We start from the raw sequence: 20,650 nt of genomic DNA on the forward strand, positions 1-20,650 counted from the left end.
TTTGAAAGGCTGTTGTTAGAACTTGCCGCTGAAAACAGCTGAGTCACCTAATTGCTCTTCGATTCTAAGCAATTGATTGTATTTGGCCATACGGTCTGAACGAGACGCAGAACCAGTTTTGATCTGTCCACAGTTCAACGCTACTGCAAGATCCGCGATAGTTGAATCTTCAGTTTCACCGGATCTGTGTGACATTACTGCTGTGAAACCCGCTTTGTGAGCTAGGTTGACCGCATTGATGGTTTCTGTCAACGTACCGATTTGGTTTACTTTGATTAAGATAGAATTCGCAGATTTCTCTTCAATTCCTCTCTGAAGGAATTTCACATTAGTAACGAAAAGATCATCACCTACCAACTGGATTTTATCACCGATTTTTGCAGTGAGCATAGCCCAACCTTCCCAATCTTCCTCAGCACATCCATCTTCGATAGAATCGATTGGATATTTCTCAGTAAGCTCAGCCAAGTAAGCCACTTGCTCTTCTCTGCTTCTTGCTACTCCAGTTGCACCTTCAAATTTCGTGTAATCGTATTTTCCATCTACAAAAAACTCAGATGCAGCACAATCCAATGCGATAGTCACATCATCACCAGCTTTGTAGCCAGCCTTAGCAATTGCATCCAAAATGCTTCCAAGCGCTTCTTCTGTTCCTCCAGAGAAATTAGGTGCAAATCCACCTTCATCACCTACTGCAGTACTCAGACCTTTGTCATGAAGAATTTTCTTAAGGTTGTGAAAAATCTCCGTTCCCATTCTCATTGCTTCAGAGAATGTAGGAGCGCCCACTGGACGGATCATAAACTCTTGAAATGCGATAGGTGCATCAGAGTGGGAACCACCGTTGATGATATTCATCATAGGTACAGGCAAAGTATTGGCATTTACTCCGCCAACGTATCTGTAAAGCGGTTGATTTGACTCCATCGCCGCTGCTTTAGCTACAGCCAAAGAAACACCGAGGATAGCATTTGCACCTAGTACACCCTTGTTTGGCGTACCATCTAGTTCAATCATGATCTGATCAATCATGTTTTGCTCGAACACGTCAAAGCCAACAAGTTCAGAAGCAATTATATCATTCACATTGGCAACAGCTTTCAATACGCCTTTGCCCATATAGGCATTCTTGTCGCCATCACGAAGCTCTACTGCCTCGTTGATACCTGTAGATGCGCCACTTGGCACAGCAGCACGTCCAAAAGCTCCATTTTCAGTGTAAACATCTACTTCAATTGTAGGATTTCCTCTAGAATCGAGGATTTGTCTTGCATGAATTGATTGAATCAACGTCATAGTTTTAAAAGGTTTAAGGGTATTAATTTTTATTGATTAAAGAAAGAAAATCATCAAACAGGTAGCGGGAATCATGAGGTCCTGGAGATGATTCAGGATGGTATTGCACCGAAAAAGCAGGCTTATTTTTGAGACGGATTCCAGCGACTGTGTTATCATTCAAGTGAACATGAGTGATTTCTACATCAGGATTTTGCTCCGTATCCTCACGGGTAATATTGAATCCATGATTTTGAGAGGTAATCTCACTCTTTCCTGTCATTAGATTTTTAATCGGATGATTTAATCCTCTATGTCCATGATGCATTTTGTAAGTACTGATGCCGCAAGACTCTGCAAGAAGCTGATGTCCAAGACAAATCCCGAACAGAGGTTTTCCAGTTTCTAAGATGTCCTTGGTAGTCTTCACCGCATATTCCATTACAGCAGGATCACCTGGGCCATTGGAGAGAAAATAAGCATTTGGTCCCCATTCTTCCATTTCAGCAAGCGTAGCCTTAGCAGGAAAAACTTTGCAATAAACACCTCTGTCAGCCAGATTCCTCAAGATATTCTTCTTGATACCAAAATCCATGCAAGCCACTTTAATAGATGCGCTTTCATCCCCAAAGAAATATGGTTCCTGAGTACAGACCGTAGAAGAAAGCTCAAGGCCATCCATATCCGGTACTTTGTCAAGCTCAGCTTGCAAGCCGACCAAATCATCTTCAAATTTAGAGCTGATGATTGCATTCATGGCTCCTTTAGAGCGGAGATGCTTTACCAGTTTTCGTGTATCTATATCTGCTATCCCAGTGATACCATTCTTCACGAGGTAATCCTGCAAAGAACCTGAAGCATCAAGACGCGAATAAACGTCTGAAAAGGTATTGACTACAATGCCACCTATCGTCGGGTGATCAGATTCCACTTCTTCATCGATTACACCATAATTTCCGATGTGTGAAGTAGTGGTTACAATAATTTGTCCAGTATAGGATGGATCGGTGTAGATCTCCTGATAACCTGTCATTCCGGTGTTGAAGCAAATCTCACCACCATTTGTCCCAGGATTACCAATTAAGGAACCGTGAAAGACAGTTCCATCTGCCAAGAGTAAAGTTGCTTTTTGTTTGATCATTTTGCTAAGTAATTGCCCAAAGTTAAATATTTATTGGGAAGGAAGATAAATGAAAAGGGTATAAAAAAAGGATTGAACAAATGTCCAATCCTTTCAATATCGTGAAGTAACTAATCAACTTATTTGTTATCAGTTTCTTCTTCCGCAGAATCTGCAGATGCCTCAGGAGCCTTAGACTCTTCGGCAGCTTTTGCAGGAGCTTCTTCTTTAGCTGGAGTAACCTCTGCTTTTGCAGTGTCTTCAGATTCTGTCGCTTTCCCAGTGCCTCTACGAGATCTTCTGGTAGTTTTCTTGGCTGGTTTAGAATCTTTCAACATCAATTCGTTAAAATCAACCAACTCGATGATACACATTTCAGCGTTATCACCTAGTCTAAAACCAGTTTTGATAATTCTGGTATATCCGCCTGGACGAGTAGCTACTTTAGAGATTACTTCACCGAATAGTTCGATGATAGCTTCCTTATTTTTCAAATAAGCGAAAGCCATACGTCTATTATGTGTAGTATCTTCTTTAGCTCTTGTCACTAGTGGCTCCAAGTACTTCTTCAATTCTTTTGCCTTGGCAAGCGTGGTTGAGATACGCTTGTGAAGAATCAGCGAAGTTGCCATATTAGAAAGCATTGCTTTTCTATGAGCGGCCTTCCTTCCAAGGTGGTTAAATTTCTTACCGTGTCTCATTATTATTTATTCTTCATCAAGTTTATACTTAGAAATATCCATCCCGAAGGTCAGATTTTTTTCCTGGATGAGTTGCTCTAGCTCAGCTAGGGATTTTTTACCGAAGTTTCTGAATTTCATCATATCAGAAATTTCAAGCTTGGCAAGATCACCCAAGGACTTCACATCAGCAGCTTTCAGACAGTTGAATGCTCTAACCGATAGGTCAAGGTCACTCAGAGAAGTCTTTAGAAGCTTTCTCATATGCAAGAATTCTTCGTCGATTGGCTCAGGCTCCGCTATTCCAGTTGAATCCAAAACCATAGTCTGGTCAGAGAACAACATAAAGTGTTGGATAAGGATTTTGGCAGATTCTTGAAGTGCTTTCTCTGGGTGGATAGAGCCGTCAGTGGAAACTTCCATGATCAATTTTTCGAAGTCAGTCTTTTGTTCTACTCGCGTATTTTCAACACTGTATTTCACATTCTTAATTGGTGTGAAAACTGCATCGATGGCGATAGTACCGAATATTTGCTCTTTTGGTTTGGATTCTTCAGCTGGTAAGTAGCCTCTCCCCTTTTCCATCGTCAATTCGATCTCAAAGTTTTTGGTCTCGTCGATGTGACAAATGACTAACTCTGGGTTCAAGATTTCGAAAGAAGAAGTGAACTTGGCAATGTCCCCTGCAGTGAAAACAGATTGATTTTTAATTTCAACAGTGATTTTTCCATCAAATGCATCGTGCACCTTTTTGAATCTAACCTGTTTAAGGTTCAAAATAATATCTGTAACGTCTTCAACTACACCTTCGATGGTCGAAAACTCATGCACTACACCAGGAATCTTGATAGCAGTGATGGCATAACCTTCCAAGGAAGAAAGCAAAATTCTTCTCAGGGCGTTACCAATTGTAACTCCATAGCCTTTTTCGAGTGGTTTGAATGTGAATAAGCCATGAAAATCATCGGCTTTTTCCATTACCACTTTCTCGGGCATTTGAAATGCTAGTATGGACATATATCTCGTTCTTTTTTAAAAGCTGAAAATATTAAAATATTACTTAGAGTAAAGTTCGACAATGAGTTGCTCCTTGATATTCTCAGGAATATCATCTCTGCCTGGAACACTGACGAATTTGCCGGTCAATGATGTGCCATCCCACTCTAACCAGGAATATTTATTAGCACCTCTACCTGCTAAGCTATTGGTGATTGCTTCTAGAGACTTAGATCTTTCTCTTACAGAAACTACATCACCTGGCTTAAGTGTAAACGAAGGAATGTTAACTACCTCACCGTTTACAAGCACATGCTTGTGAGAAACTAGCTGTCTAGCGCCTCTTCTGGTAGGGGAGATTCCCATTCTATATACCGAGTTGTCCAATCTTGCTTCTAGAAGCTGAAGAAGGTTTTCACCGGTGATTCCAGTTTTCCTGGAAGCAATATCAAACATCTTAGCAAACTGTCTTTCCAATACTCCGTAGATGTATTTTGCTTTTTGCTTCTCAGCAAGCTGGATTGCATATTCAGACTGCTTTTTTCTTCTACCTCTACCATGTTGACCAGGAGGGTAGTTTTTCTTTGCAAGTGCTTTGCTATGTCCTTCTATAGCTTCGCCAAATTTTCTGGCAATCTTTGCTTTAGGACCTCTATATCTAGCCATTGTATTACAATTTTATGATTAAACTCTTCTACGCTTAGGTGGACGACATCCGTTGTGCGGCATTGGAGTCACATCGATGATCGTAGTTACATCCAATCCTACATTTTGCAATGTTCTGATCGCTGATTCACGACCTGATCCCGGGCCTTTTACAAATACTTCGATTTTTCTCAAACCTAAGTCATATGCTACCTGTCCACAATTCTGTGCGGCCATCTGTGCTGCGTAAGGAGTATTTTTCTTTGAACCTCTGAACCCCATTTTACCGGCAGAGGCCCAAGATATTACTTGACCTGCATTGTTGGTAAGAGAGATAATGATGTTGTTGAAGGATGCTCTAATGTGAGCTTGACCTACAGCTTCTACCTTTACTACTCTTTTTTTACCTTTTGCTTTATCGTTTCTTTTCTGAGCCATAATCTAAATCAGGTTTTATTTAGTTGCTTTTTTCTTGTTAGCAACTGTTTTTCTCTTACCCTTCCTTGTTCTGGCGTTGTTCTTGGTATGTTGACCACGAACTGGAAGTCCTTTTCTGTGTCTCAAACCTCTATAGCAACCGATATCTTGTAGTCGCTTGATGTTCAATTGGATCTCTGACTTTAATACACCTTCGGTTCTGAACTCTTCAGCGATAATGTTACGGATAGCGGTTGACTCATCGTCATCCCACTCACCTGATTTTTTATCGAAAGAGATACCGGCCTTGGTCAGGATAGCTTTGGCTGCAGATCTACCTATTCCGAAGATATAGGTAAGTCCGATTACGCCACGCTTATTGTCTGGTATGTCTACACCTGCAATTCTAGCCATAATTTAACCTTGTCTTTGTTTAAACTTAGGATTCTTCTTATTGATGACATACAAAACTCCTTTTCTACGGATTAACTTGCAGTCAACACTTCTTTTTTTGATGGATGTTTTTACTTTCATCTCAGTCTTATTTATATCGATATACAATTCTGCCTTTACTCAAATCATAGGGAGACAGTTCCAATTTAACTCGATCACCAGGAAGGATCTTTATGTAATTCATCCTCATCTTACCAGATATATGGGCTATCAGCTGATGCCCATTCTCCAGTTCCACTTTGAACATCGCATTAGACAATGCTTCCTTGATCGTACCGTCTTGCTCTATTGATGTTTGCTTGGCCATATTAGAATTTAAAATTCTCTTCTATGTATTTATGAGAGGTTAGTACCTCTGTTCTATCTTCAAATATCGCTACTGTGTGCTCATAATGTGCCGAAGGCTTTCTATCCGCTGTGCGTATAGTCCATCCGTCTCGCTCTTGGACAATATTGCGTGTTCCAAGGTTAATCATGGGCTCAATGGCGATCACCATTCCATCTTTCAGCAAAGGACCGCTTCCTTTCTTTCCATAATTGGGAACTTCAGGTGCTTCATGGAGATTTTTACCTAATCCATGTCCGACAAGCTCTCTAACTACAGTGTAGCCTTTGGCTTCTACAAACTTCTGAATCGCATTACCCACGTCACCGATTCTTTTCCCAAAGACAGCTTGCTCAATTCCAATGTATAGTGAATCCTTAGTGGCTTTTAATAATGCTTTTACATCAGGGGAGACCTCACCAATAGGGTACGTATAAGCGGAATCGCTATGAAAACCTTGGTGAAAGACTCCACAATCTACTGAGATTATATCGCCATCTTTCAATTCATATTCACTGGGAAAACCATGTACTACTACTTCATTCACAGAAATACATAGTGAGGCAGGAAATCCATTGTAGCCCTTAAATGAAGGAACTCCATTATGATCCCTGATATACTCCTCAGCAATTTTGTCTAAAAAAGAGGTCTTTACCCCTTCCTTGATATGCTTCGCTACTTCCCCGTGGGCTTTTGCTAGTATATCGGCACTTGCTTTTATTAACTTAACTTCCTCAGAAGTCTTGTAATTAATCATCTTTAGGCGACTTGGTAATTAGAAGGATTATTCTTCACATTACCGCTTTTCATCATGCCTTCGTAGTGTCTCATCAACAAGTAGCTTTCAATCTGTCTCAGTGTATCCATGATCACCCCCACCATAATAAGTAGGGAAGTTCCGCCATAGAACTGAGCAAATTCACCACCAACACCTGATATAATCGCAAGAGCAGGAAGTATAGCTACCGCAGCTAAGAGAATCGATCCCGGAAGAGTAATCTTGGAAATAATTCCGTCGATAAATTCCGAAGTAGGAGCTCCTGGTTTAATGCCCGGAACAAATCCTCCGTTTCTCTTCATATCTTCAGCTATCTGCTCAGGGTTAACTGTAATAGCAGTATAGAAGAATGTGAATAGAATGATCATTGCAGCAAATAGAAGATTGTACTGCCAAGATGTGAAATCACTGAACGTAGCTCCAATGTAATTGGCGATGTCATTCTCTGATGCCCAAATTTGAGCGATCAATGCTGGAACGAACATTAGCGATTGAGCAAAGATAATTGGCATAACTCCAGAAGCATTCACCTTAATAGGTATATACTGTCTTTGACCGCCATAAACTTTACCCCCTACTACTTGCTTAGCATATTGAACAGGAATTCTTCTTGTCGCTTCAGTCAAGGCAATCACCCCAACTACTACGAAGAATAATACAGCGGCTTCAATAAGAAGAAGCAACATACCTGAAGTACCTTTCTCTAAACCTTCGGCTATTAAAGCGCCAGGGAATCTGGAAATGATACCGATCATAATTAGCATAGAGATACCATTACCTATGCCTTTCTCGGTGATCTTCTCTCCAAGCCACATACAAAACATGGTACCTGCGGAAAGTAAAACCAAAGAACTAAACATAAACAAGGTAGAGCTAATCATCACTGCTCCAGTAGGAATAATGGTAGCGGAAACATAACCAATACCTTGTGCTATTGTGATCAGGATAGTCAAAACTCGAGTGATCTGGTTGATTCTTTTTCTTCCTGACTCACCCTCTTTTTGCATTTTCTGAAAATATGGTACTCCAACAGTTAATAACTGCAACACAATCGATGCAGAAATATAAGGCATAATGCCTAAACCGAAGATAGATGCATTACTGAACGCTCCACCAAGGAAGGTATCGATCAATCCAAAGATTCCTTCTGGAGCTTCACCTAAAAGAGAAGGATCAACACCAGGAAGAACTATGAACGACCCCAATCTGAATATGATCAGAAAACCGATCGTATTCATGATTCTAACTCTAAGGTCTTCGATAGAGAAAATGTTCTTAACTGTCGAAATAAACTTTTTCATTAAATTAAATTGTGTTTACCGTTCCACCTGCATTCTCAATAGCTGCTACTGCAGTTGCCGAAAATTTATGAGCAGATACGTCTAATTTGGACTTCAATTCACCTCCACCGAGGATTTTGATTTTGTCATTCTTGGAAGCAATACCATGAGAAACCATAGCTTCCATGTTTACTACTTCAAGATTGTATTGCTCAGCAAGGCCTTGCAATGTATCCAAATTTACTGGTTTGAACTCAACTCTATTCAAGCTTTTAAATCCAAATTTGGGAACTCTTCTCTGAAGAGGCATTTGACCACCTTCAAAACCTAATTTAGACTTATAACCTGACCTTGATTTAGCTCCTTTGTGGCCTCTTGTAGAAGTTCCACCTCTACCTGAACCTGTACCTCTACCAATTCTCTTACGATTTTTGGTGGATCCTTCAGCTGGTGTTAATGTGTGCAGTTTCATAATTAAGCTTCCTCCACTTTTACAAGGTGATTAACTTTATTTACCATACCGGCAATCTGAGGCGTATTCTCTACGGTCACTGATTTGCTGATACGACCTAGACCTAGAGCAGTAATAGTTGCTTTTTGATCTTTTGGTCTATCGATGGTACTTTTTGTTTGCGTGATTTTGATCTTAGCCATGATGATTATCCGTTAAATACTTTAGACATTTTAACGCCTCTCTGCTGCGAAACAGCGATAGCATCTCTTAGCTGAACCAAGGCTTCAATAGTAGCTTTTACCACGTTATGTGGATTGGATGAACCTTTGGATTTGGCCAATACGTCTGTAACGCCAGCACTCTCCAAAACCGCTCGCATGGCGCCACCAGCGATAACGCCGGTACCTGGTGCTGCTGGTTTGATCAAAACAAATCCTCCACCGAATTTACCAATTTGCTCGTGAGGGATAGTACCCTTCAAAATTGGCACTTTCACCAAGTTCTTTTTAGCATCTTCGATACCCTTAGTTATTGCATCCGTTACTTCATTGGCTTTGCCTAATCCGTAACCCACAACACCTTGGCCATCGCCTACTACAACAATTGCTGAAAAAGAAAATCTTCTACCACCTTTTACCACTTTGGCAACTCGGTTGATAGCTACTACTTTTTCCTTTAAATCTGTATCTGTAGCCCTGATAGGCTTTCTTCTTAGTTGAGACATAGCTTATTAAAATTTAAGGCCTCCTTCTCTGGCACCATCTGCCAAAGCCTTCACATTCCCATGATACAAGTAGCCATTTCTGTCAAATACTACGGAATTTACTCCGTTTGCAACAGCTCTTTCAGCAAGTTTTTTACCTACTTCTTTGGATACTGATACATTGGCGTTAGCCTTTTCTCCCAATTCTTTGGAAGAAGCTTGTGCCACAGTCTGACCTTTAAGGTCATCGATAAGCTGAGCGTAAATGCCAGTATTGCTTTTGAACACTGACAAACGAGGTCTGGAATCAGTACCAGAAATCTTTCTTCTGATACCCTGCTTGATTCTAAGTCTTCTGGAAGTCTTATTAAATGCCATAACCTATTATTTTTTAGCGGCAGTTTTACCAGCCTTACGTCTAACTTGTTCACCAACGAAGCGCACACCTTTTCCTTTGTAAGGTTCGACCTTACGAAGTGATCTGATTTTTGCAGCAACTTGTCCAATCAATTCTTTATCTATCGATTCTAAGGTAATGATTGGATTCTTACCTTTTGCAGTCTCAGCTTTAATAGCTACTTCATCAGGAAGCAACATAAAGATGTTGTGAGAGTAACCAAGATTCAATTCAAGAATCTGCCCTTGGTTAGACGCCTTGTAACCTACACCCACAAGCTCCAAGTCCTTCTTATATCCTTCTGATACACCTATCACCATGTTGTTGATAAGTGATCTATAAAGACCATGAATAGACTTGTGTCTTTTGGAATCTGTAGGTCTAGTGACAACGATCTCGTTGTCTTCTACTTTCACTGTAATATCAGGATTCACATCCTGAACCAGTGTACCCTTTGGACCTTTAACAGTTACAGTTCCATGAGCTGTAACGTCTACAGTAACACCGCCAGGTATATTTATTGGTTTTTTACCTATTCTAGACATGATAGTAAATTAGTATACGTAGCAAAGAACTTCTCCACCAACACCTTCCGTACGGGCTTCTTTGTCTGTCATCACACCTTTAGAGGTGGATACGATTGCTATCCCAAGACCATTGATTACTCTTGGAAGCTCTGTATGTTTCACATATTTTCTCAAACCCGGCGTACTAACTCTTTTCAAGCTTACAATTGCATTTTGCTTTGTAACAGGATTGAATTTCAGAGCAATTTTGATAGATCCCTGAGGACCGTTTTCTTCAAACTTGTAATTCTGAATGTATCCTTTTTCGTGCAACACTTTTGTAATCTCTTTCTTGATGTTAGAAGCAGGCATTTCTACGATTCGGTGAGATGCCTTAATGGCATTTCTCAACCTAGTCAGATAATCAGCTATTGGATCAGTCATTGTATTTTATAGTCTAGCTACACCCGTTTTGGGCGTGCAAAGTTACGAATTGATTTTTAGAATAAAAACTACTGTCGTTATTTTACCAGCTGGACTTAGTGACTCCAGGGATCTTGCCCGCTGAGGCCATTTCTCTGAAGGTTACCCTGTTGATACCGAACTTTCTCATGTAGCCTTTAGGGCGACCGGTAAGCTTACATCTGTTATGCAGTCTTACTGGAGATGCGTTCTTAGGCAATTTGTCAAGAGCTTCATAATCACCTGCTGCTTTCAGCGCGGCTCTTTTATCAGCATACTTGGCTACCAGACGCTCTCTTTTTCTCTCACGAGCTTTGATTGACTCTTTTGCCATGACTATTCTTCTTTAGTTTTTTTAACGAAAGGCATTCCGAAAGCCTTAAACAATTCTAAACTTTCTTCATCTGTTTTAGCAGAAGTCACGAAAGTGATGTCCATACCGGAGATTCTGTTGACTTTCTCAATGCTGATCTCAGGGAAGATAATTTGCTCTTGCACACCTAGTGTGTAATTACCTCTTCCGTCAAAACCTTTATCAGAAATACCTTTAAAATCTCTTACACGTGGAAGTGCAATAGTAATTAGACGATCAAGGAATTCATACATCGTTTGACCTCTCAAAGTAACTTTAGCTCCGATAGGCATTCCTTCTCTCAACTTGAAGTTGGAAACAGAAGTCTTTGCAATAGTCGAAACGGCTCTCTGACCAGTGATCAAAGAAAGCTCTTCTACACCTTGGTCAACCAATTTCTTATCAGCTACAGCTGCACCTATACCTTTATTGAGAACAATTTTCTCCAACTTAGGTACTTGCATTACTGAAGAGTATTGAAATTTCTCTTTCAATGCTGGGACGATCTCGTCCACATATTTTTGCTTGATTCTTGGATTAGCCATTGATTACCTCCCCAGTTTTCTTAGAGTATCTTACTAATTTACCATTTTCACCTGCTTTGCGACCTGTTCTAGTGGCTTCACCAGTTTTAGGATCTACAAGCTTCAGGTTACTAATGTGCATTGAAGCTTCTTTCTTGTCGATGCCGCCTTGTGGCTTAGCTGCAGTAGGCTTCACGTGTTTGGTGATCATATTAAGACCCTCAACGATTGCTCTGCTTTTCAGCTTATCTACGGAAAGAACTTTTCCTGTTTTGCCTTTATCATCACCTGCGATCACTTTTACAGTGTCACCAGTTTTGATGTGGAGCTTTGTTTGTTTGTTCACTTTTCTTTCCATGATTACAATACTTCAGGAGCCAATGAAACGATTTTCATAAACTGCTTATCTCTCAACTCTCTAGCCACTGGGCCGAAGATACGCGTGCCTCTTGGCTCGTCGTTGTTGTTCAATAGCACAGCTGCATTATCCTCGAATCGAATATAAGAACCGTCTTTTCTTCTTATTTCTTTACGAGTACGCACGATTACCGCTCTTGACACGGTACCTTTTTTCATGCTGCTGGAAGACAAAGCTGATTTCACTGTCACAACGACTTTGTCGCCGATAGAAGCATATCTCTTCTTTGTTCCTCCCAATACGCGGATTACCAGTACCTCTTTGGCACCAGAGTTATCCGCTACGCTTAGTCTAGATTCTTGCTGGATCATAATTACTTAGCCCTTTCAATAATTTCAACAACTCTCCAACGCTTGTTCTTACTCAGCGGACGAGTTTCGCTTATTTTTACAAGGTCACCTGGGTTACACTCGTTTGTCTCGTCATGAGCCATAAATTTGGTTGTTTTGGTAACAAACTTACCGTAGATAGCATGCTTTACGCGACGCTCAATTACTACAGTAATGGACTTATCCATCTTGTTACTTACCACCTTACCAACTTTTTCTTTTCGAAGATTTCTCTCTATCGTAGCCATATTCTTTTTGTTAGCTAGTTATTTGGCAGCCAATGCAGTCTTTAATCTTGCGATAAAGCGCTTGGTCTCGCGGATTCTGTTAGGATTCTCTATAGGAGATATCGAGTGCGCAAACCTAAGTTTGGTTAGATTCTCCTGCTCAGCGACAAGTCGCTCGGCGATTTCACTGTTTGAGAGTGAATTGATCTCTGTATTTTTCATAGTGCTTATAATTCAGCGTAATCTCTACGAACAACAAATCTGGTACTTACAGGCAACTTTTGCTGTGCAAGTCTCAACGCCTCCTTAGCTGTTTCCAGGCTTACGCCTGTAGCTTCGAAAAGGATCGTTCCAGGCTTGATAACGGCCACCCAATACTCGGGAGCACCTTTACCTTTACCCATACGAACCTCTGCGGGCTTTTTAGTGATAGGCTTATCAGGGAAAATTCTGATCCAAACCTGTCCTTCTCTTTTCATTGCTCTCGTCATTGCGATACGAGCTGCCTCGATCTGACGGGATGTGATCCATCCTGGCTCAAGGGACTTGACGCCAAAGTTGCCAAAAGAAAGCGTGTGCCCTCTTTGTGCAATGCCTTTGACACGCCCCTTTTGCATTTTCCTATATTTAGTTCTTTTTGGCTGTAACATGAGTTCTCACTTATGGGTGAAAATTAGTTATTTCTTTTTCTTCGTCTTGGACCATCATTTCTCTTAGGGCCAGCATTACGAGCACCTTTAGGCTCATTAGCAGCTCCCTGATTTGGAGAAAGATCTCTTTTACCGTACACTTCACCTTTGAAGATCCAAACTTTGATTCCGATCAATCCATAAACCGTTAGGGCTTCTGAAAGTGCGTAATCTATATCTGCTCTCAAGGTATGAAGAGGAATTCTTCCTTCTTTGTACATTTCAGAACGGGCCATTTCAGCTCCGCCTAGACGTCCAGAAAGTTTAACTTTTATTCCTTCCGCTCCCACTCTCATGGATGCTGCGATAGCTTGCTTCATTGCTCTTCTGAAAGAAATTCTTGCTTGAAGCTGCTGAGCGATTGATTCACCTACCAATTTCGCATCCAATTCAGGACGCTTGATTTCGAAGATATTAATCTGAATATCCTTGTTGGTGATATTCTTAAGTTCTTCTTTCAGCTTATCTACTTCGGCTCCACCTTTACCAATTACAACACCTGGACGGGCAGTATGTATCGTAAGAGTGATTCTCTTGAGCGTACGCTCGATAATCACTTTAGATATACCTCCCTTAGGAATTCTGGCAAGGACGTACTTACGGATTTTTTGATCTTCATATAGCTTTTCAGCAAAGTCTTTCCCACCATACCAGTTGGAATCCCAGCCTTTGACTACACCAAGTCTAAATCCTATTGGGTTTATCTTTTGTCCCATAGTCTGTTCTTAATTTGCCTTTTCGTTTGTTTCTACTACATCAGCGGTAACAACCTGATCGTTGAATGAATCAACTATTAGGGTTACATGATTTGATCTCTTGCGGATTCTGTGACCTCTACCTTGAGGTGCTGGTCTCAATCTCTTAAGCATTCTACCTTCATCTACCATTAAAGTTTTGATGAAAAGGTCAGCTTCCTCCAGTTTGGCGTCAGGATTTTTCGCTTGCCAGTTGGCTACAGCGGAAAGCAACAACTTCTCAAGTCGAATCGCTCCATGATTAGGAGTGAATTTCAATATGGTAAGTGCCAATCCTACTCTCTTGCCTCTGACAAGGTCAGCCACAAGGCGCATCTTACGCGGAGATGTAGGGACATTATTTAATTTTGCTAATGCTTCCATGATTATCTCTTTCCTTTATCTTTTTTGGCAATGTGGCCTCTGAAATTTCTGGTAGGAGCAAATTCACCTAGCTTATGACCTACCATGTTGTCTGTTACAAATACTGGAATGAATTTATTCCCATTATGCACAGCGAAGGTATGTCCTACGAAATCCGGAGAAATCATCGATTTTCTTGACCAAGTCTTGATTACCGATTTCTTTCCTGATTCGTTCTGAGCATCCACTTTCTTTACAAGATGGTGCTCGATATAAGGACCTTTTTTTAATGAACGTGCCATAATTATTTAGATCTTTTGCTTACGATGAACTTGTTTGAATACTTCTTAGGAGATCTTGTCTTCTTACCTTTAGACAATAGACCTTTTCTAGATCTAGGGTGTCCTCCAGAAGAACGACCTTCACCACCACCCATCGGGTGATCTACTGGGTTCATCGCAACACCTCTTACACGAGGTCTTGATCCAAGCCATCTTTTACGACCGGCTTTACCCAATACTACGTTCATGTGATCACCATTGGAAACAGTTCCAACAGTTGCCATACATGTATTTAGTACAAGTCTCATCTCACCAGATGGAAGCTTTACAGTCACGTACTTCCCATCACGGGCTACGATCTGTGCATAACCTCCAGCACTTCTTACCATTGCGGCACCTTTACCCGGCTTCAATTCCACGCAGTGTACTATTGTACCCATAGGAATATTGACCACTGGCATCGCGTTGCCCACTTCTGGAGCAACTTGCTCACCGGAAATCACTGTTTGTCCTACTGACAAACCTTCCGGGGCGATAATGTAGGCCTTGGCACCATCTGCATAATATAGTAGGGCGAGACGTGCTGTTCTGTTTGGATCGTACTCTATAGATTTCACTACTGCTGGTACACCAAACTTGGTTCTTTTGAAGTCTACAATTCGTAGCCTTCTCTTATGACCACCGCCAATATTGCGGACTGTCATTTTGCCTTCATTATTTCGTCCACCTGACTTCTTGATAGGAGCAAGAAGAGATTTTTCCGGCCTTGACGCAGTAATCTCGTCAAATGCTGGAGCTACTCTGAATCTTGTCCCTGGAGTTACAGGCTTCAACTTTTTAATTGCCATGATATAGATTCAATTAAATTTCTCCGTAAAAATCAATCACTTCACCATCGGCTACTTGCACGATTGCTTTCTTAAAAGCATTGGTAAAGCCTGAAACCACTTTAGCTTTAGTGTATCTAGATTTGTGCTTTGCAGCATATCTGATGGTTCTGATAGAAACCACTTTCACACCAAAAGTTTTCTCTACAGCATGTTTGATTTCTGGTTTCTTCGCAGTTTTTTCTACGATGAATCCATAAACGCCTCTTTCGTTCATGGCAGAAATCTTTTCTGTAATTAAAGGCTGCTTTAGAATATCCATTGTCTTATTTCGATAAAATGGTTTCCAACTTACTGATAGAACCTTCACAGATCACTAGGTGATCAGCGTTAAGAACTTGGTAAGTATTTACATCATTTACAGTCACAACTTTTGCCTTTGGTAGGTTTCTGCTGGAAAGGAACACGTTAGTATTTTCCTCAGGAAGTACTAGTAACGTCTTCTTATCTCCTAGAGACAAACCGTTAAGCAATGCCATGTAGCTCTTAGTTTTTGGAGAGTCAAATGAGATGCTTTCCAATACCGATATGCTATTATCCTTCACTTTATAAGTAAGTGCGGATTTTCTGGCTAGTTGTTTTACCTTTTTATTCAATTTGAAGGAATAATCTCTTGGCTGTGGGCCAAATACTCTTCCTCCTCCTCGGAATAGTGGCGACTTGATAGATCCAGCACGTGCACTACCAGTACCCTTTTGCTTTTTGATCTTACGAGTAGAGCCAGCTATCTCATTTCTCTCTTTAGACTTGTGCGTACCTTGTCTTTGGTTAGCCAAGTACTGCTTAACATCAAGGTAGATCGCGTGATCGTTAGGTTCGATTGCGAAGATCTCATCAGACAAGCTGATTTTTCTACCTGTGTCTTCTCCTTTTTGATTAATTACTGCTAATTCCATGGCTTACTTCTCTAGAATAACGAAAGAATTTTTAGGACCAGGTACAGAACCAGAAACCAATAATAGGTTTTTGTCAGCATAGATTTTCAACACCTTAAGGTTGACAACCTTCACTCTGTCTCCGCCCATTCTACCAGCCATTCTCATTCCTTTGAATACTCTGGATGGCCAAGAACATGCACCAATTGAACCTGGGTGTCTACCTCTGTTATGCTGACCGTGAGTTTGTCCACCCACACCAGCAAAACCATGACGCTTTACTACACCCTGGAATCCTTTACCTTTTGAAGTTCCGATTGCATCTACGAAGTCACCCTCGATAAACACTTCACCAGCCTTCACAGTAGCTCCTAGATTTACCTGACCTTCAAACTCGATCCGGAAATCTCTGAACTCAACAACTTTGCGCTTTGGAGTTGTACCAGCCTTTTTAAAATGACCGATCAATGGTTTTGGCGTATTTTTCTCTTTACGCTCACCATAACCCAACTGCACGGCGTTGTACCCGTCTGTCTCAACGTTTTTTACTTGCGTAACTACACAAGGACCAGCTTCTATTAGCGTGCATGCGACGTTACGTCCATCGGCACTGAAAATGCTAGTCATTCCTACTTTTCTACCTATTATACCAGACATCTTTTATAAGATAATATAATAACCCACAAGCATTTATCTGCCGGGGCTCCTTTTAAAGGACTGCAAAGTTACTGAAATAAAATTCTGCAACAAATTCGAAATCCTAAATTTTAGCTGTATCGGAAAATATTTCAATTGGGACTCAGGGTTTTATACCTCTATAGTCCCCCTATCAACCCGTTTAAGCAAAAAGACCTGCTTCGAAAAGCAGGTCTTTAATATGTTAATCCAGACCGATCAAACTTTGATCTCTACATCTACTCCACTTGGAAGCTCGATTTTCATCAAAGCATCTACCGTTTTAGAAGAGTTAGAATAGATATCAACCAATCTTTTGTATGTACAAAGTTGATATTGATCTCTGGCTTTTTTACTTACGTGTGGAGACTTCAATACTGTGAATTTCTCCTTCTTAGTAGGTAATGGAATTGGTCCTACAACTACTGCACCAGTGGCTTTCACTGCCTTTACAATCTTCTCTGATGACTTATCCACCAGGCTGTGATCGTATGATTTTAGTTTTATTCTGATTTTCTGATTCATCGCAAATATTATTTAGACCTTCTGACCTTTTACTGTAGCAATTACACCTTCGGCAATATTGTTAGGCACTGGCTCATAGTGAGAGAATGTCAATGAGGCTGTCGCTCTACCAGATGTGATCGTTCTAAGGTCAGTAATGTAACCAAACAACTCTGACAATGGCACTGCAGCTCTAACTACGCTAGATGTTCCTTTTGTATCCATCCCTCGCATCACACCTCTTCTTCTGTTCAAATCACCAGTGATAGGGCCAGTGTATTCATCTGGAGCCACCACATCTACAGACATGATCGGTTCTAGCAACATTGGCTTACATCTTTTGGCTGCATCTTTGAAACCAAGTCTAGCTGCCAATTCGAATGAAAGAGCATCTGAATCGACGTCGTGGAATGAACCGTGGTACAATCTCACTTTCATTGACTCGATAGGATATCCAGCCAATGGTCCGTTTTTCATAGACTCAGCAAAACCTTTCTGGATGGAAGGAATGAATTCTTTAGGAATCACACCACCTACGATGCCGTTTACGAAGTCAAGTCCTGGCTTGATCTCACCAGTTTCAGGATCGGGATCCTTAGGACCAAGTTCGAATGAAATATCGGCAAATTTACCTTTACCACCTGTTTGCTTCTTGTAAACCTCCTTGTGGTCAATAGATCCGAATAAAGCTTCTTTATAAGCTACCTGTGGAGCGCCTTGGTTGATTTCAACCTTAAACTCTCTCTTCATACGATCGATAATGATATCCAAGTGAAGCTCACCCATACCTCTCAAGATAGTCTGACCAGTTTCATGATCTGTATTTACTACAAGAGTTGGATCTTCTTCTACTAGTTTGGCGATTGCCATGCCTAGCTTATCAACGTCAGCCTGAGTCTTTGGCTCGATCGCGTAACCGATAACTGGCTCAGGGAAAACCATTGATTCCAACACTACCTTTCTACTTTCGTCACAAAGTGTATCACCAGTCTTGATATCTTTAAAGCCTACCACTGCACCAATATCTCCAGCTCTTAGCGCATCGATTTGGTTTTGCTTGTTAGCATGCATTTGGAATACTCTAGAGATACGCTCCTTATTTCCAGAACGGCTATTGAATATATAAGAACCAGAATTCAAAATTCCAGAATATGCTCTTACGAAACAAAGACGACCTACAAATGGATCAGTAGCAATTTTGAAAGCAAGTCCTGTAAAAGGCTCTGTTTCGTCAGGAGAGATTCTTACCTCTACTTCCTCATCATCTATATCATGAGCAAAGATATCGTCCTTGTCCATTGGAGAAGGAAGCAATTCCATAACTAGATCAAGCATAGTTTGAACTCCTTTGTTCTTGAATGAAGATCCACATACCATTGGTACTATCTTCATGTCAATTGTAGCTTTTCTCAAAGCTGCAAGGATTTCCGCGGCAGTAATAGATTCAGAGTCATCGAAGAATTTCTCCATCAATGATTCGTCATAATCCGCTACTGCTTCTAAGAGATGTTCTCTCCATTCAGCAACTTCTTCAAGCATATCTTCTGGAATAGGAACTTCTTCGAAAGTCATCCCGAAATCATCCTCATTCCATACGATTGCTCGGTTGTTGATCAAATCAACTACACCCTTGAAGGTGTCTTCTGCACCGATAGGAAGTTGCAAAGGAACAGCATAGCTGCCTAGCATTTCTTTCACCTGCTTACAAACCTCTAAGAAGTTTGCACCTGCACGGTCCATTTTATTTACGAATCCTATACGAGCAACTTTATAGTTATCCGCAAGTCTCCAGTTAGTCTCAGATTGAGGTTCTACCCCATCTACTGCACTGAACAAAAATACCAATCCATCGAGAACACGAAGTGATCTGTTTACTTCAACAGTAAAATCAACGTGACCGGGAGTATCGATGATGTTGATCTGGTATTTTTTCTCTCTGTAATTCCAAAACACGGTAGTTGCAGCAGAGGTAATAGTAATCCCTCTTTCCTGCTCCTGAGCCATCCAATCCATGGTAGCTGCTCCGTCGTGAACCTCACCTATTTTGTGAGATACACCAGAATAAAAAAGTATTCGCTCTGTCGTAGTTGTCTTACCTGCATCGATGTGCGCGGCAATACCAATGTTTCTGGTAAGTGTTAAATCTCGTTTAGCCATCTAATTAAAATCTAAAGTGAGAGAATGCTTTGTTGGCTTCAGCCATTCTGTGCGTATCATCTTTCTTCTTCACTCCGGCGCCTTCGCCTTTGGAAGCAGCGATAATTTCGCCAGCAAGTCTATCCATCATTGTTTTCTCTCCTCTTCTTCTGGCATAGCTGATCATCCATTTCATTCCTAAGGCAATCTTTCTGTCAGGTCTGACTTCCATTGGAACCTGGAATGTAGCACCACCAACTCTACGACTCTTCACCTCTACGGATGGAGAAATATTGTTTAGCGCTTTTTTCCAAATTTCAAGACCATTCTCACCTACCTTGGATTCTACCTTCTCTACTGCATCGTAGAAAATTCTGTAAGCAATACTCTTCTTCCCATCTACCATAAGATTGTTCACAAACCTAGTTACTAGGGTGTCATTGAACTTTGGATCAGGAAGAATATATCTCTTCTTTGGTTTCGCTTTTCTCATTTTTCCTAAATGTTAGATTATTTTTTCTTTGCTGGGGCACCTTTACCCGCAGCCACTGGAGCACCTTTTCCAGCTTTAGGTCTTTTGGCACCATACTTAGAGCGACCTTGCTTACGGTCTTTAACTCCTGCGGTATCTAGTGCACCACGGATGATGTGATATCTCACACCTGGTAGATCTTTCACACGACCACCTCTGATCAAGACGATCGAGTGCTCTTGTAGATTGTGACCTTCTCCAGGAATGTAAGCATTCACTTCTTTTCCGTTGGTCAATCTTACCCTCGCCACTTTTCTCATTGCAGAGTTTGGCTTCTTGGGGGTTGTAGTGTATACTCTGGTACAAACTCCTCTTCGCTGTGGACAAGAATCCAAGGCTCTAGATTTTGATTTGGTCTCCAGTGTAGTTCTACCTTTTCGTACTAACTGTTGAATAGTAGGCATTAACTGATAAAATTTAGTTTTCCCGTAAACTGTTAAATTTTGGACTGCAAAGGTAACCAAAGTAATAAGAGTAACAAAGCTAAGCAGTTATATTTTTAAAGGACTCAAAACGACATCTTTTAGAACGAACTAAATGCTGATTGCTATAAAGTGTAAAACGTCAAAAATTAAACTGAATTTAGTATATGGCTTCTGGACAATTCATTTACACACCTTGATACAAACTAGT

Annotated in this window: 35 protein-coding genes; all 35 read right to left on the bottom strand. The window is 40.9% G+C overall.

From position 1 onward, the window contains the following. Positions 1-15 precede the first annotated feature (15 nt). On the bottom strand, positions 16-1,296 hold the full coding sequence (gene eno, locus BVH04_RS02070; RefSeq protein WP_086539670.1) for a phosphopyruvate hydratase: 1,281 nt from the start codon (positions 1,294-1,296) through the stop codon (positions 16-18). Positions 1,297-1,318: 22 nt separating this feature from the next. Beyond that, positions 1,319-2,416, bottom strand: a complete 1,098-nt coding sequence (gene carA / locus BVH04_RS02075; protein WP_086539671.1) for a glutamine-hydrolyzing carbamoyl-phosphate synthase small subunit — start codon at positions 2,414-2,416, stop codon at positions 1,319-1,321. Positions 2,417-2,535: 119 nt separating this feature from the next. Next, entirely contained in the window at positions 2,536-3,096 is a 561-nt protein-coding gene (rplQ, locus tag BVH04_RS02080; RefSeq protein WP_086539672.1) for a 50S ribosomal protein L17, read from the bottom strand. 6 nt (positions 3,097-3,102) lie between these two features. Beyond that, positions 3,103-4,092, bottom strand: coding sequence for a DNA-directed RNA polymerase subunit alpha (locus BVH04_RS02085; protein ID WP_086539673.1), 990 nt, complete (start codon positions 4,090-4,092; stop codon positions 3,103-3,105). 39 nt (positions 4,093-4,131) lie between these two features. Next, a complete protein-coding gene (gene rpsD / locus BVH04_RS02090; RefSeq protein ID WP_086539674.1) occupies positions 4,132-4,737 on the bottom strand; it encodes a 30S ribosomal protein S4 in 606 nt (201 codons plus the stop codon). An 18-nt stretch (positions 4,738-4,755) separates the two neighbouring features. Beyond that, complete coding sequence (rpsK, locus tag BVH04_RS02095) at positions 4,756-5,154, bottom strand: 30S ribosomal protein S11 (protein WP_057939435.1); 399 nt, start codon at positions 5,152-5,154, stop codon at positions 4,756-4,758. 15 nt (positions 5,155-5,169) lie between these two features. Further along, positions 5,170-5,547 carry a 30S ribosomal protein S13 gene (rpsM, locus tag BVH04_RS02100; RefSeq protein WP_086539675.1) on the bottom strand — a complete coding sequence of 126 codons (378 nt, stop codon included), beginning with the start codon at positions 5,545-5,547 and terminating at the stop codon, positions 5,170-5,172. Positions 5,548-5,550: 3 nt separating this feature from the next. Beyond that, positions 5,551-5,667 carry a 50S ribosomal protein L36 gene (gene rpmJ / locus BVH04_RS02105; protein WP_075349342.1) on the bottom strand — a complete coding sequence of 39 codons (117 nt, stop codon included), beginning with the start codon at positions 5,665-5,667 and terminating at the stop codon, positions 5,551-5,553. A 7-nt stretch (positions 5,668-5,674) separates the two neighbouring features. Then, positions 5,675-5,893 carry a translation initiation factor IF-1 gene (gene infA, locus BVH04_RS02110; RefSeq protein WP_057939437.1) on the bottom strand — a complete coding sequence of 73 codons (219 nt, stop codon included), beginning with the start codon at positions 5,891-5,893 and terminating at the stop codon, positions 5,675-5,677. Position 5,894: 1 nt separating this feature from the next. After that, positions 5,895-6,668 (bottom strand): type I methionyl aminopeptidase, encoded by a 774-nt coding sequence (map, locus tag BVH04_RS02115; protein WP_086539676.1) that lies wholly within the window; start codon positions 6,666-6,668, stop codon positions 5,895-5,897. 2 nt (positions 6,669-6,670) lie between these two features. Further along, complete coding sequence (secY, locus tag BVH04_RS02120; protein WP_086539677.1) at positions 6,671-7,990, bottom strand: preprotein translocase subunit SecY; 1,320 nt, start codon at positions 7,988-7,990, stop codon at positions 6,671-6,673. 4 nt (positions 7,991-7,994) lie between these two features. Further along, positions 7,995-8,441, bottom strand: coding sequence for a 50S ribosomal protein L15 (gene rplO / locus BVH04_RS02125; RefSeq protein WP_086539678.1), 447 nt, complete (start codon positions 8,439-8,441; stop codon positions 7,995-7,997). 2 nt (positions 8,442-8,443) lie between these two features. Then, on the bottom strand, positions 8,444-8,623 hold the full coding sequence (gene rpmD / locus BVH04_RS02130) for a 50S ribosomal protein L30 (protein ID WP_057939441.1): 180 nt from the start codon (positions 8,621-8,623) through the stop codon (positions 8,444-8,446). Positions 8,624-8,628: 5 nt separating this feature from the next. Next, positions 8,629-9,147 (bottom strand): 30S ribosomal protein S5, encoded by a 519-nt coding sequence (gene rpsE / locus BVH04_RS02135; RefSeq protein WP_086539679.1) that lies wholly within the window; start codon positions 9,145-9,147, stop codon positions 8,629-8,631. A gap of 6 nt (positions 9,148-9,153) precedes the next feature. Further along, positions 9,154-9,504: a 50S ribosomal protein L18 gene (gene rplR / locus BVH04_RS02140; RefSeq protein WP_086539680.1), complete on the bottom strand. Its 351-nt coding sequence runs from the start codon at positions 9,502-9,504 to the stop codon at positions 9,154-9,156. A 6-nt stretch (positions 9,505-9,510) separates the two neighbouring features. Continuing rightward, a complete protein-coding gene (rplF, locus tag BVH04_RS02145) occupies positions 9,511-10,068 on the bottom strand; it encodes a 50S ribosomal protein L6 (protein ID WP_086539681.1) in 558 nt (185 codons plus the stop codon). A gap of 9 nt (positions 10,069-10,077) precedes the next feature. Beyond that, a complete protein-coding gene (gene rpsH / locus BVH04_RS02150; RefSeq protein WP_086539682.1) occupies positions 10,078-10,473 on the bottom strand; it encodes a 30S ribosomal protein S8 in 396 nt (131 codons plus the stop codon). Between the two features lie 82 nt (positions 10,474-10,555). Beyond that, entirely contained in the window at positions 10,556-10,825 is a 270-nt protein-coding gene (rpsN, locus tag BVH04_RS02155; protein ID WP_086539683.1) for a 30S ribosomal protein S14, read from the bottom strand. 2 nt (positions 10,826-10,827) lie between these two features. Continuing rightward, complete coding sequence (rplE, locus tag BVH04_RS02160) at positions 10,828-11,388, bottom strand: 50S ribosomal protein L5 (RefSeq protein ID WP_086539684.1); 561 nt, start codon at positions 11,386-11,388, stop codon at positions 10,828-10,830. Further along, positions 11,381-11,725 carry a 50S ribosomal protein L24 gene (gene rplX, locus BVH04_RS02165; protein WP_086539685.1) on the bottom strand — a complete coding sequence of 115 codons (345 nt, stop codon included), beginning with the start codon at positions 11,723-11,725 and terminating at the stop codon, positions 11,381-11,383. Before rplX ends, rplE begins: the two co-directional genes overlap by 8 nt. 2 nt (positions 11,726-11,727) lie before the next feature. Continuing rightward, entirely contained in the window at positions 11,728-12,096 is a 369-nt protein-coding gene (rplN, locus tag BVH04_RS02170) for a 50S ribosomal protein L14 (RefSeq protein ID WP_086539686.1), read from the bottom strand. A gap of 2 nt (positions 12,097-12,098) precedes the next feature. Next, positions 12,099-12,362, bottom strand: coding sequence for a 30S ribosomal protein S17 (rpsQ, locus tag BVH04_RS02175; RefSeq protein ID WP_086539687.1), 264 nt, complete (start codon positions 12,360-12,362; stop codon positions 12,099-12,101). 18 nt (positions 12,363-12,380) lie between these two features. Beyond that, a complete protein-coding gene (gene rpmC, locus BVH04_RS02180) occupies positions 12,381-12,563 on the bottom strand; it encodes a 50S ribosomal protein L29 (protein ID WP_086500279.1) in 183 nt (60 codons plus the stop codon). A 5-nt stretch (positions 12,564-12,568) separates the two neighbouring features. Beyond that, a complete protein-coding gene (rplP, locus tag BVH04_RS02185; RefSeq protein WP_086539688.1) occupies positions 12,569-12,991 on the bottom strand; it encodes a 50S ribosomal protein L16 in 423 nt (140 codons plus the stop codon). Between the two features lie 23 nt (positions 12,992-13,014). Then, a complete protein-coding gene (gene rpsC / locus BVH04_RS02190) occupies positions 13,015-13,746 on the bottom strand; it encodes a 30S ribosomal protein S3 (protein WP_086500275.1) in 732 nt (243 codons plus the stop codon). Positions 13,747-13,755: 9 nt separating this feature from the next. Further along, positions 13,756-14,148 carry a 50S ribosomal protein L22 gene (rplV, locus tag BVH04_RS02195; RefSeq protein ID WP_086539689.1) on the bottom strand — a complete coding sequence of 131 codons (393 nt, stop codon included), beginning with the start codon at positions 14,146-14,148 and terminating at the stop codon, positions 13,756-13,758. A 2-nt stretch (positions 14,149-14,150) separates the two neighbouring features. Further along, positions 14,151-14,429, bottom strand: a complete 279-nt coding sequence (gene rpsS, locus BVH04_RS02200; protein ID WP_057939455.1) for a 30S ribosomal protein S19 — start codon at positions 14,427-14,429, stop codon at positions 14,151-14,153. A gap of 2 nt (positions 14,430-14,431) precedes the next feature. Then, on the bottom strand, positions 14,432-15,256 hold the full coding sequence (gene rplB, locus BVH04_RS02205; RefSeq protein ID WP_086539690.1) for a 50S ribosomal protein L2: 825 nt from the start codon (positions 15,254-15,256) through the stop codon (positions 14,432-14,434). 13 nt (positions 15,257-15,269) lie between these two features. Continuing rightward, on the bottom strand, positions 15,270-15,557 hold the full coding sequence (gene rplW, locus BVH04_RS02210; protein ID WP_086500264.1) for a 50S ribosomal protein L23: 288 nt from the start codon (positions 15,555-15,557) through the stop codon (positions 15,270-15,272). Positions 15,558-15,561: 4 nt separating this feature from the next. Then, positions 15,562-16,191 (bottom strand): 50S ribosomal protein L4, encoded by a 630-nt coding sequence (rplD, locus tag BVH04_RS02215; protein WP_086539691.1) that lies wholly within the window; start codon positions 16,189-16,191, stop codon positions 15,562-15,564. Positions 16,192-16,194: 3 nt separating this feature from the next. Further along, positions 16,195-16,827, bottom strand: coding sequence for a 50S ribosomal protein L3 (gene rplC, locus BVH04_RS02220; RefSeq protein ID WP_086539692.1), 633 nt, complete (start codon positions 16,825-16,827; stop codon positions 16,195-16,197). A 237-nt stretch (positions 16,828-17,064) separates the two neighbouring features. After that, entirely contained in the window at positions 17,065-17,370 is a 306-nt protein-coding gene (rpsJ, locus tag BVH04_RS02225; RefSeq protein ID WP_008203035.1) for a 30S ribosomal protein S10, read from the bottom strand. A gap of 12 nt (positions 17,371-17,382) precedes the next feature. Further along, positions 17,383-19,506, bottom strand: a complete 2,124-nt coding sequence (gene fusA, locus BVH04_RS02230; RefSeq protein WP_086539693.1) for an elongation factor G — start codon at positions 19,504-19,506, stop codon at positions 17,383-17,385. Positions 19,507-19,510: 4 nt separating this feature from the next. Continuing rightward, the gene (gene rpsG / locus BVH04_RS02235) at positions 19,511-19,978 is read right to left on the bottom strand and encodes a 30S ribosomal protein S7 (RefSeq protein ID WP_086539694.1); all 468 of its coding nucleotides are present in this window, start codon (positions 19,976-19,978) and stop codon (positions 19,511-19,513) included. A 17-nt stretch (positions 19,979-19,995) separates the two neighbouring features. Then, positions 19,996-20,421: a 30S ribosomal protein S12 gene (rpsL, locus tag BVH04_RS02240; protein ID WP_086539695.1), complete on the bottom strand. Its 426-nt coding sequence runs from the start codon at positions 20,419-20,421 to the stop codon at positions 19,996-19,998. Between the last annotated feature and the right edge of the window lie 229 nt (positions 20,422-20,650).

Source organism: Algoriphagus antarcticus (genome assembly GCF_002150685.1).
Classification (GTDB): Bacteria; Bacteroidota; Bacteroidia; order Cytophagales; family Cyclobacteriaceae; genus Algoriphagus; species Algoriphagus antarcticus.

Coding starts and splice junctions, on each gene's coding strand:
- eno (WP_086539670.1), bottom strand. CDS start 1,296: ATGACGTTGATTCAATCAATTCATGCAAGACAAATCCTCGATTCTAGA.
- carA (WP_086539671.1), bottom strand. CDS start 2,416: ATGATCAAACAAAAAGCAACTTTACTCTTGGCAGATGGAACTGTCTTT.
- rplQ (WP_086539672.1), bottom strand. CDS start 3,096: ATGAGACACGGTAAGAAATTTAACCACCTTGGAAGGAAGGCCGCTCAT.
- BVH04_RS02085 (WP_086539673.1), bottom strand. CDS start 4,092: ATGTCCATACTAGCATTTCAAATGCCCGAGAAAGTGGTAATGGAAAAA.
- rpsD (WP_086539674.1), bottom strand. CDS start 4,737: ATGGCTAGATATAGAGGTCCTAAAGCAAAGATTGCCAGAAAATTTGGC.
- rpsK (WP_057939435.1), bottom strand. CDS start 5,154: ATGGCTCAGAAAAGAAACGATAAAGCAAAAGGTAAAAAAAGAGTAGTA.
- rpsM (WP_086539675.1), bottom strand. CDS start 5,547: ATGGCTAGAATTGCAGGTGTAGACATACCAGACAATAAGCGTGGCGTA.
- rpmJ (WP_075349342.1), bottom strand. CDS start 5,667: ATGAAAGTAAAAACATCCATCAAAAAAAGAAGTGTTGACTGCAAGTTA.
- infA (WP_057939437.1), bottom strand. CDS start 5,893: ATGGCCAAGCAAACATCAATAGAGCAAGACGGTACGATCAAGGAAGCA.
- map (WP_086539676.1), bottom strand. CDS start 6,668: ATGATTAATTACAAGACTTCTGAGGAAGTTAAGTTAATAAAAGCAAGT.
- secY (WP_086539677.1), bottom strand. CDS start 7,990: ATGAAAAAGTTTATTTCGACAGTTAAGAACATTTTCTCTATCGAAGAC.
- rplO (WP_086539678.1), bottom strand. CDS start 8,441: ATGAAACTGCACACATTAACACCAGCTGAAGGATCCACCAAAAATCGT.
- rpmD (WP_057939441.1), bottom strand. CDS start 8,623: ATGGCTAAGATCAAAATCACGCAAACAAAAAGTACCATCGATAGACCA.
- rpsE (WP_086539679.1), bottom strand. CDS start 9,147: ATGTCTCAACTAAGAAGAAAGCCTATCAGGGCTACAGATACAGATTTA.
- rplR (WP_086539680.1), bottom strand. CDS start 9,504: ATGGCATTTAATAAGACTTCCAGAAGACTTAGAATCAAGCAGGGTATC.
- rplF (WP_086539681.1), bottom strand. CDS start 10,068: ATGTCTAGAATAGGTAAAAAACCAATAAATATACCTGGCGGTGTTACT.
- rpsH (WP_086539682.1), bottom strand. CDS start 10,473: ATGACTGATCCAATAGCTGATTATCTGACTAGGTTGAGAAATGCCATT.
- rpsN (WP_086539683.1), bottom strand. CDS start 10,825: ATGGCAAAAGAGTCAATCAAAGCTCGTGAGAGAAAAAGAGAGCGTCTG.
- rplE (WP_086539684.1), bottom strand. CDS start 11,388: ATGGCTAATCCAAGAATCAAGCAAAAATATGTGGACGAGATCGTCCCA.
- rplX (WP_086539685.1), bottom strand. CDS start 11,725: ATGGAAAGAAAAGTGAACAAACAAACAAAGCTCCACATCAAAACTGGT.
- rplN (WP_086539686.1), bottom strand. CDS start 12,096: ATGATCCAGCAAGAATCTAGACTAAGCGTAGCGGATAACTCTGGTGCC.
- rpsQ (WP_086539687.1), bottom strand. CDS start 12,362: ATGGCTACGATAGAGAGAAATCTTCGAAAAGAAAAAGTTGGTAAGGTG.
- rpmC (WP_086500279.1), bottom strand. CDS start 12,563: ATGAAAAATACAGAGATCAATTCACTCTCAAACAGTGAAATCGCCGAG.
- rplP (WP_086539688.1), bottom strand. CDS start 12,991: ATGTTACAGCCAAAAAGAACTAAATATAGGAAAATGCAAAAGGGGCGT.
- rpsC (WP_086500275.1), bottom strand. CDS start 13,746: ATGGGACAAAAGATAAACCCAATAGGATTTAGACTTGGTGTAGTCAAA.
- rplV (WP_086539689.1), bottom strand. CDS start 14,148: ATGGAAGCATTAGCAAAATTAAATAATGTCCCTACATCTCCGCGTAAG.
- rpsS (WP_057939455.1), bottom strand. CDS start 14,429: ATGGCACGTTCATTAAAAAAAGGTCCTTATATCGAGCACCATCTTGTA.
- rplB (WP_086539690.1), bottom strand. CDS start 15,256: ATGGCAATTAAAAAGTTGAAGCCTGTAACTCCAGGGACAAGATTCAGA.
- rplW (WP_086500264.1), bottom strand. CDS start 15,557: ATGGATATTCTAAAGCAGCCTTTAATTACAGAAAAGATTTCTGCCATG.
- rplD (WP_086539691.1), bottom strand. CDS start 16,191: ATGGAATTAGCAGTAATTAATCAAAAAGGAGAAGACACAGGTAGAAAA.
- rplC (WP_086539692.1), bottom strand. CDS start 16,827: ATGTCTGGTATAATAGGTAGAAAAGTAGGAATGACTAGCATTTTCAGT.
- rpsJ (WP_008203035.1), bottom strand. CDS start 17,370: ATGAATCAGAAAATCAGAATAAAACTAAAATCATACGATCACAGCCTG.
- fusA (WP_086539693.1), bottom strand. CDS start 19,506: ATGGCTAAACGAGATTTAACACTTACCAGAAACATTGGTATTGCCGCG.
- rpsG (WP_086539694.1), bottom strand. CDS start 19,978: ATGAGAAAAGCGAAACCAAAGAAGAGATATATTCTTCCTGATCCAAAG.
- rpsL (WP_086539695.1), bottom strand. CDS start 20,421: ATGCCTACTATTCAACAGTTAGTACGAAAAGGTAGAACTACACTGGAG.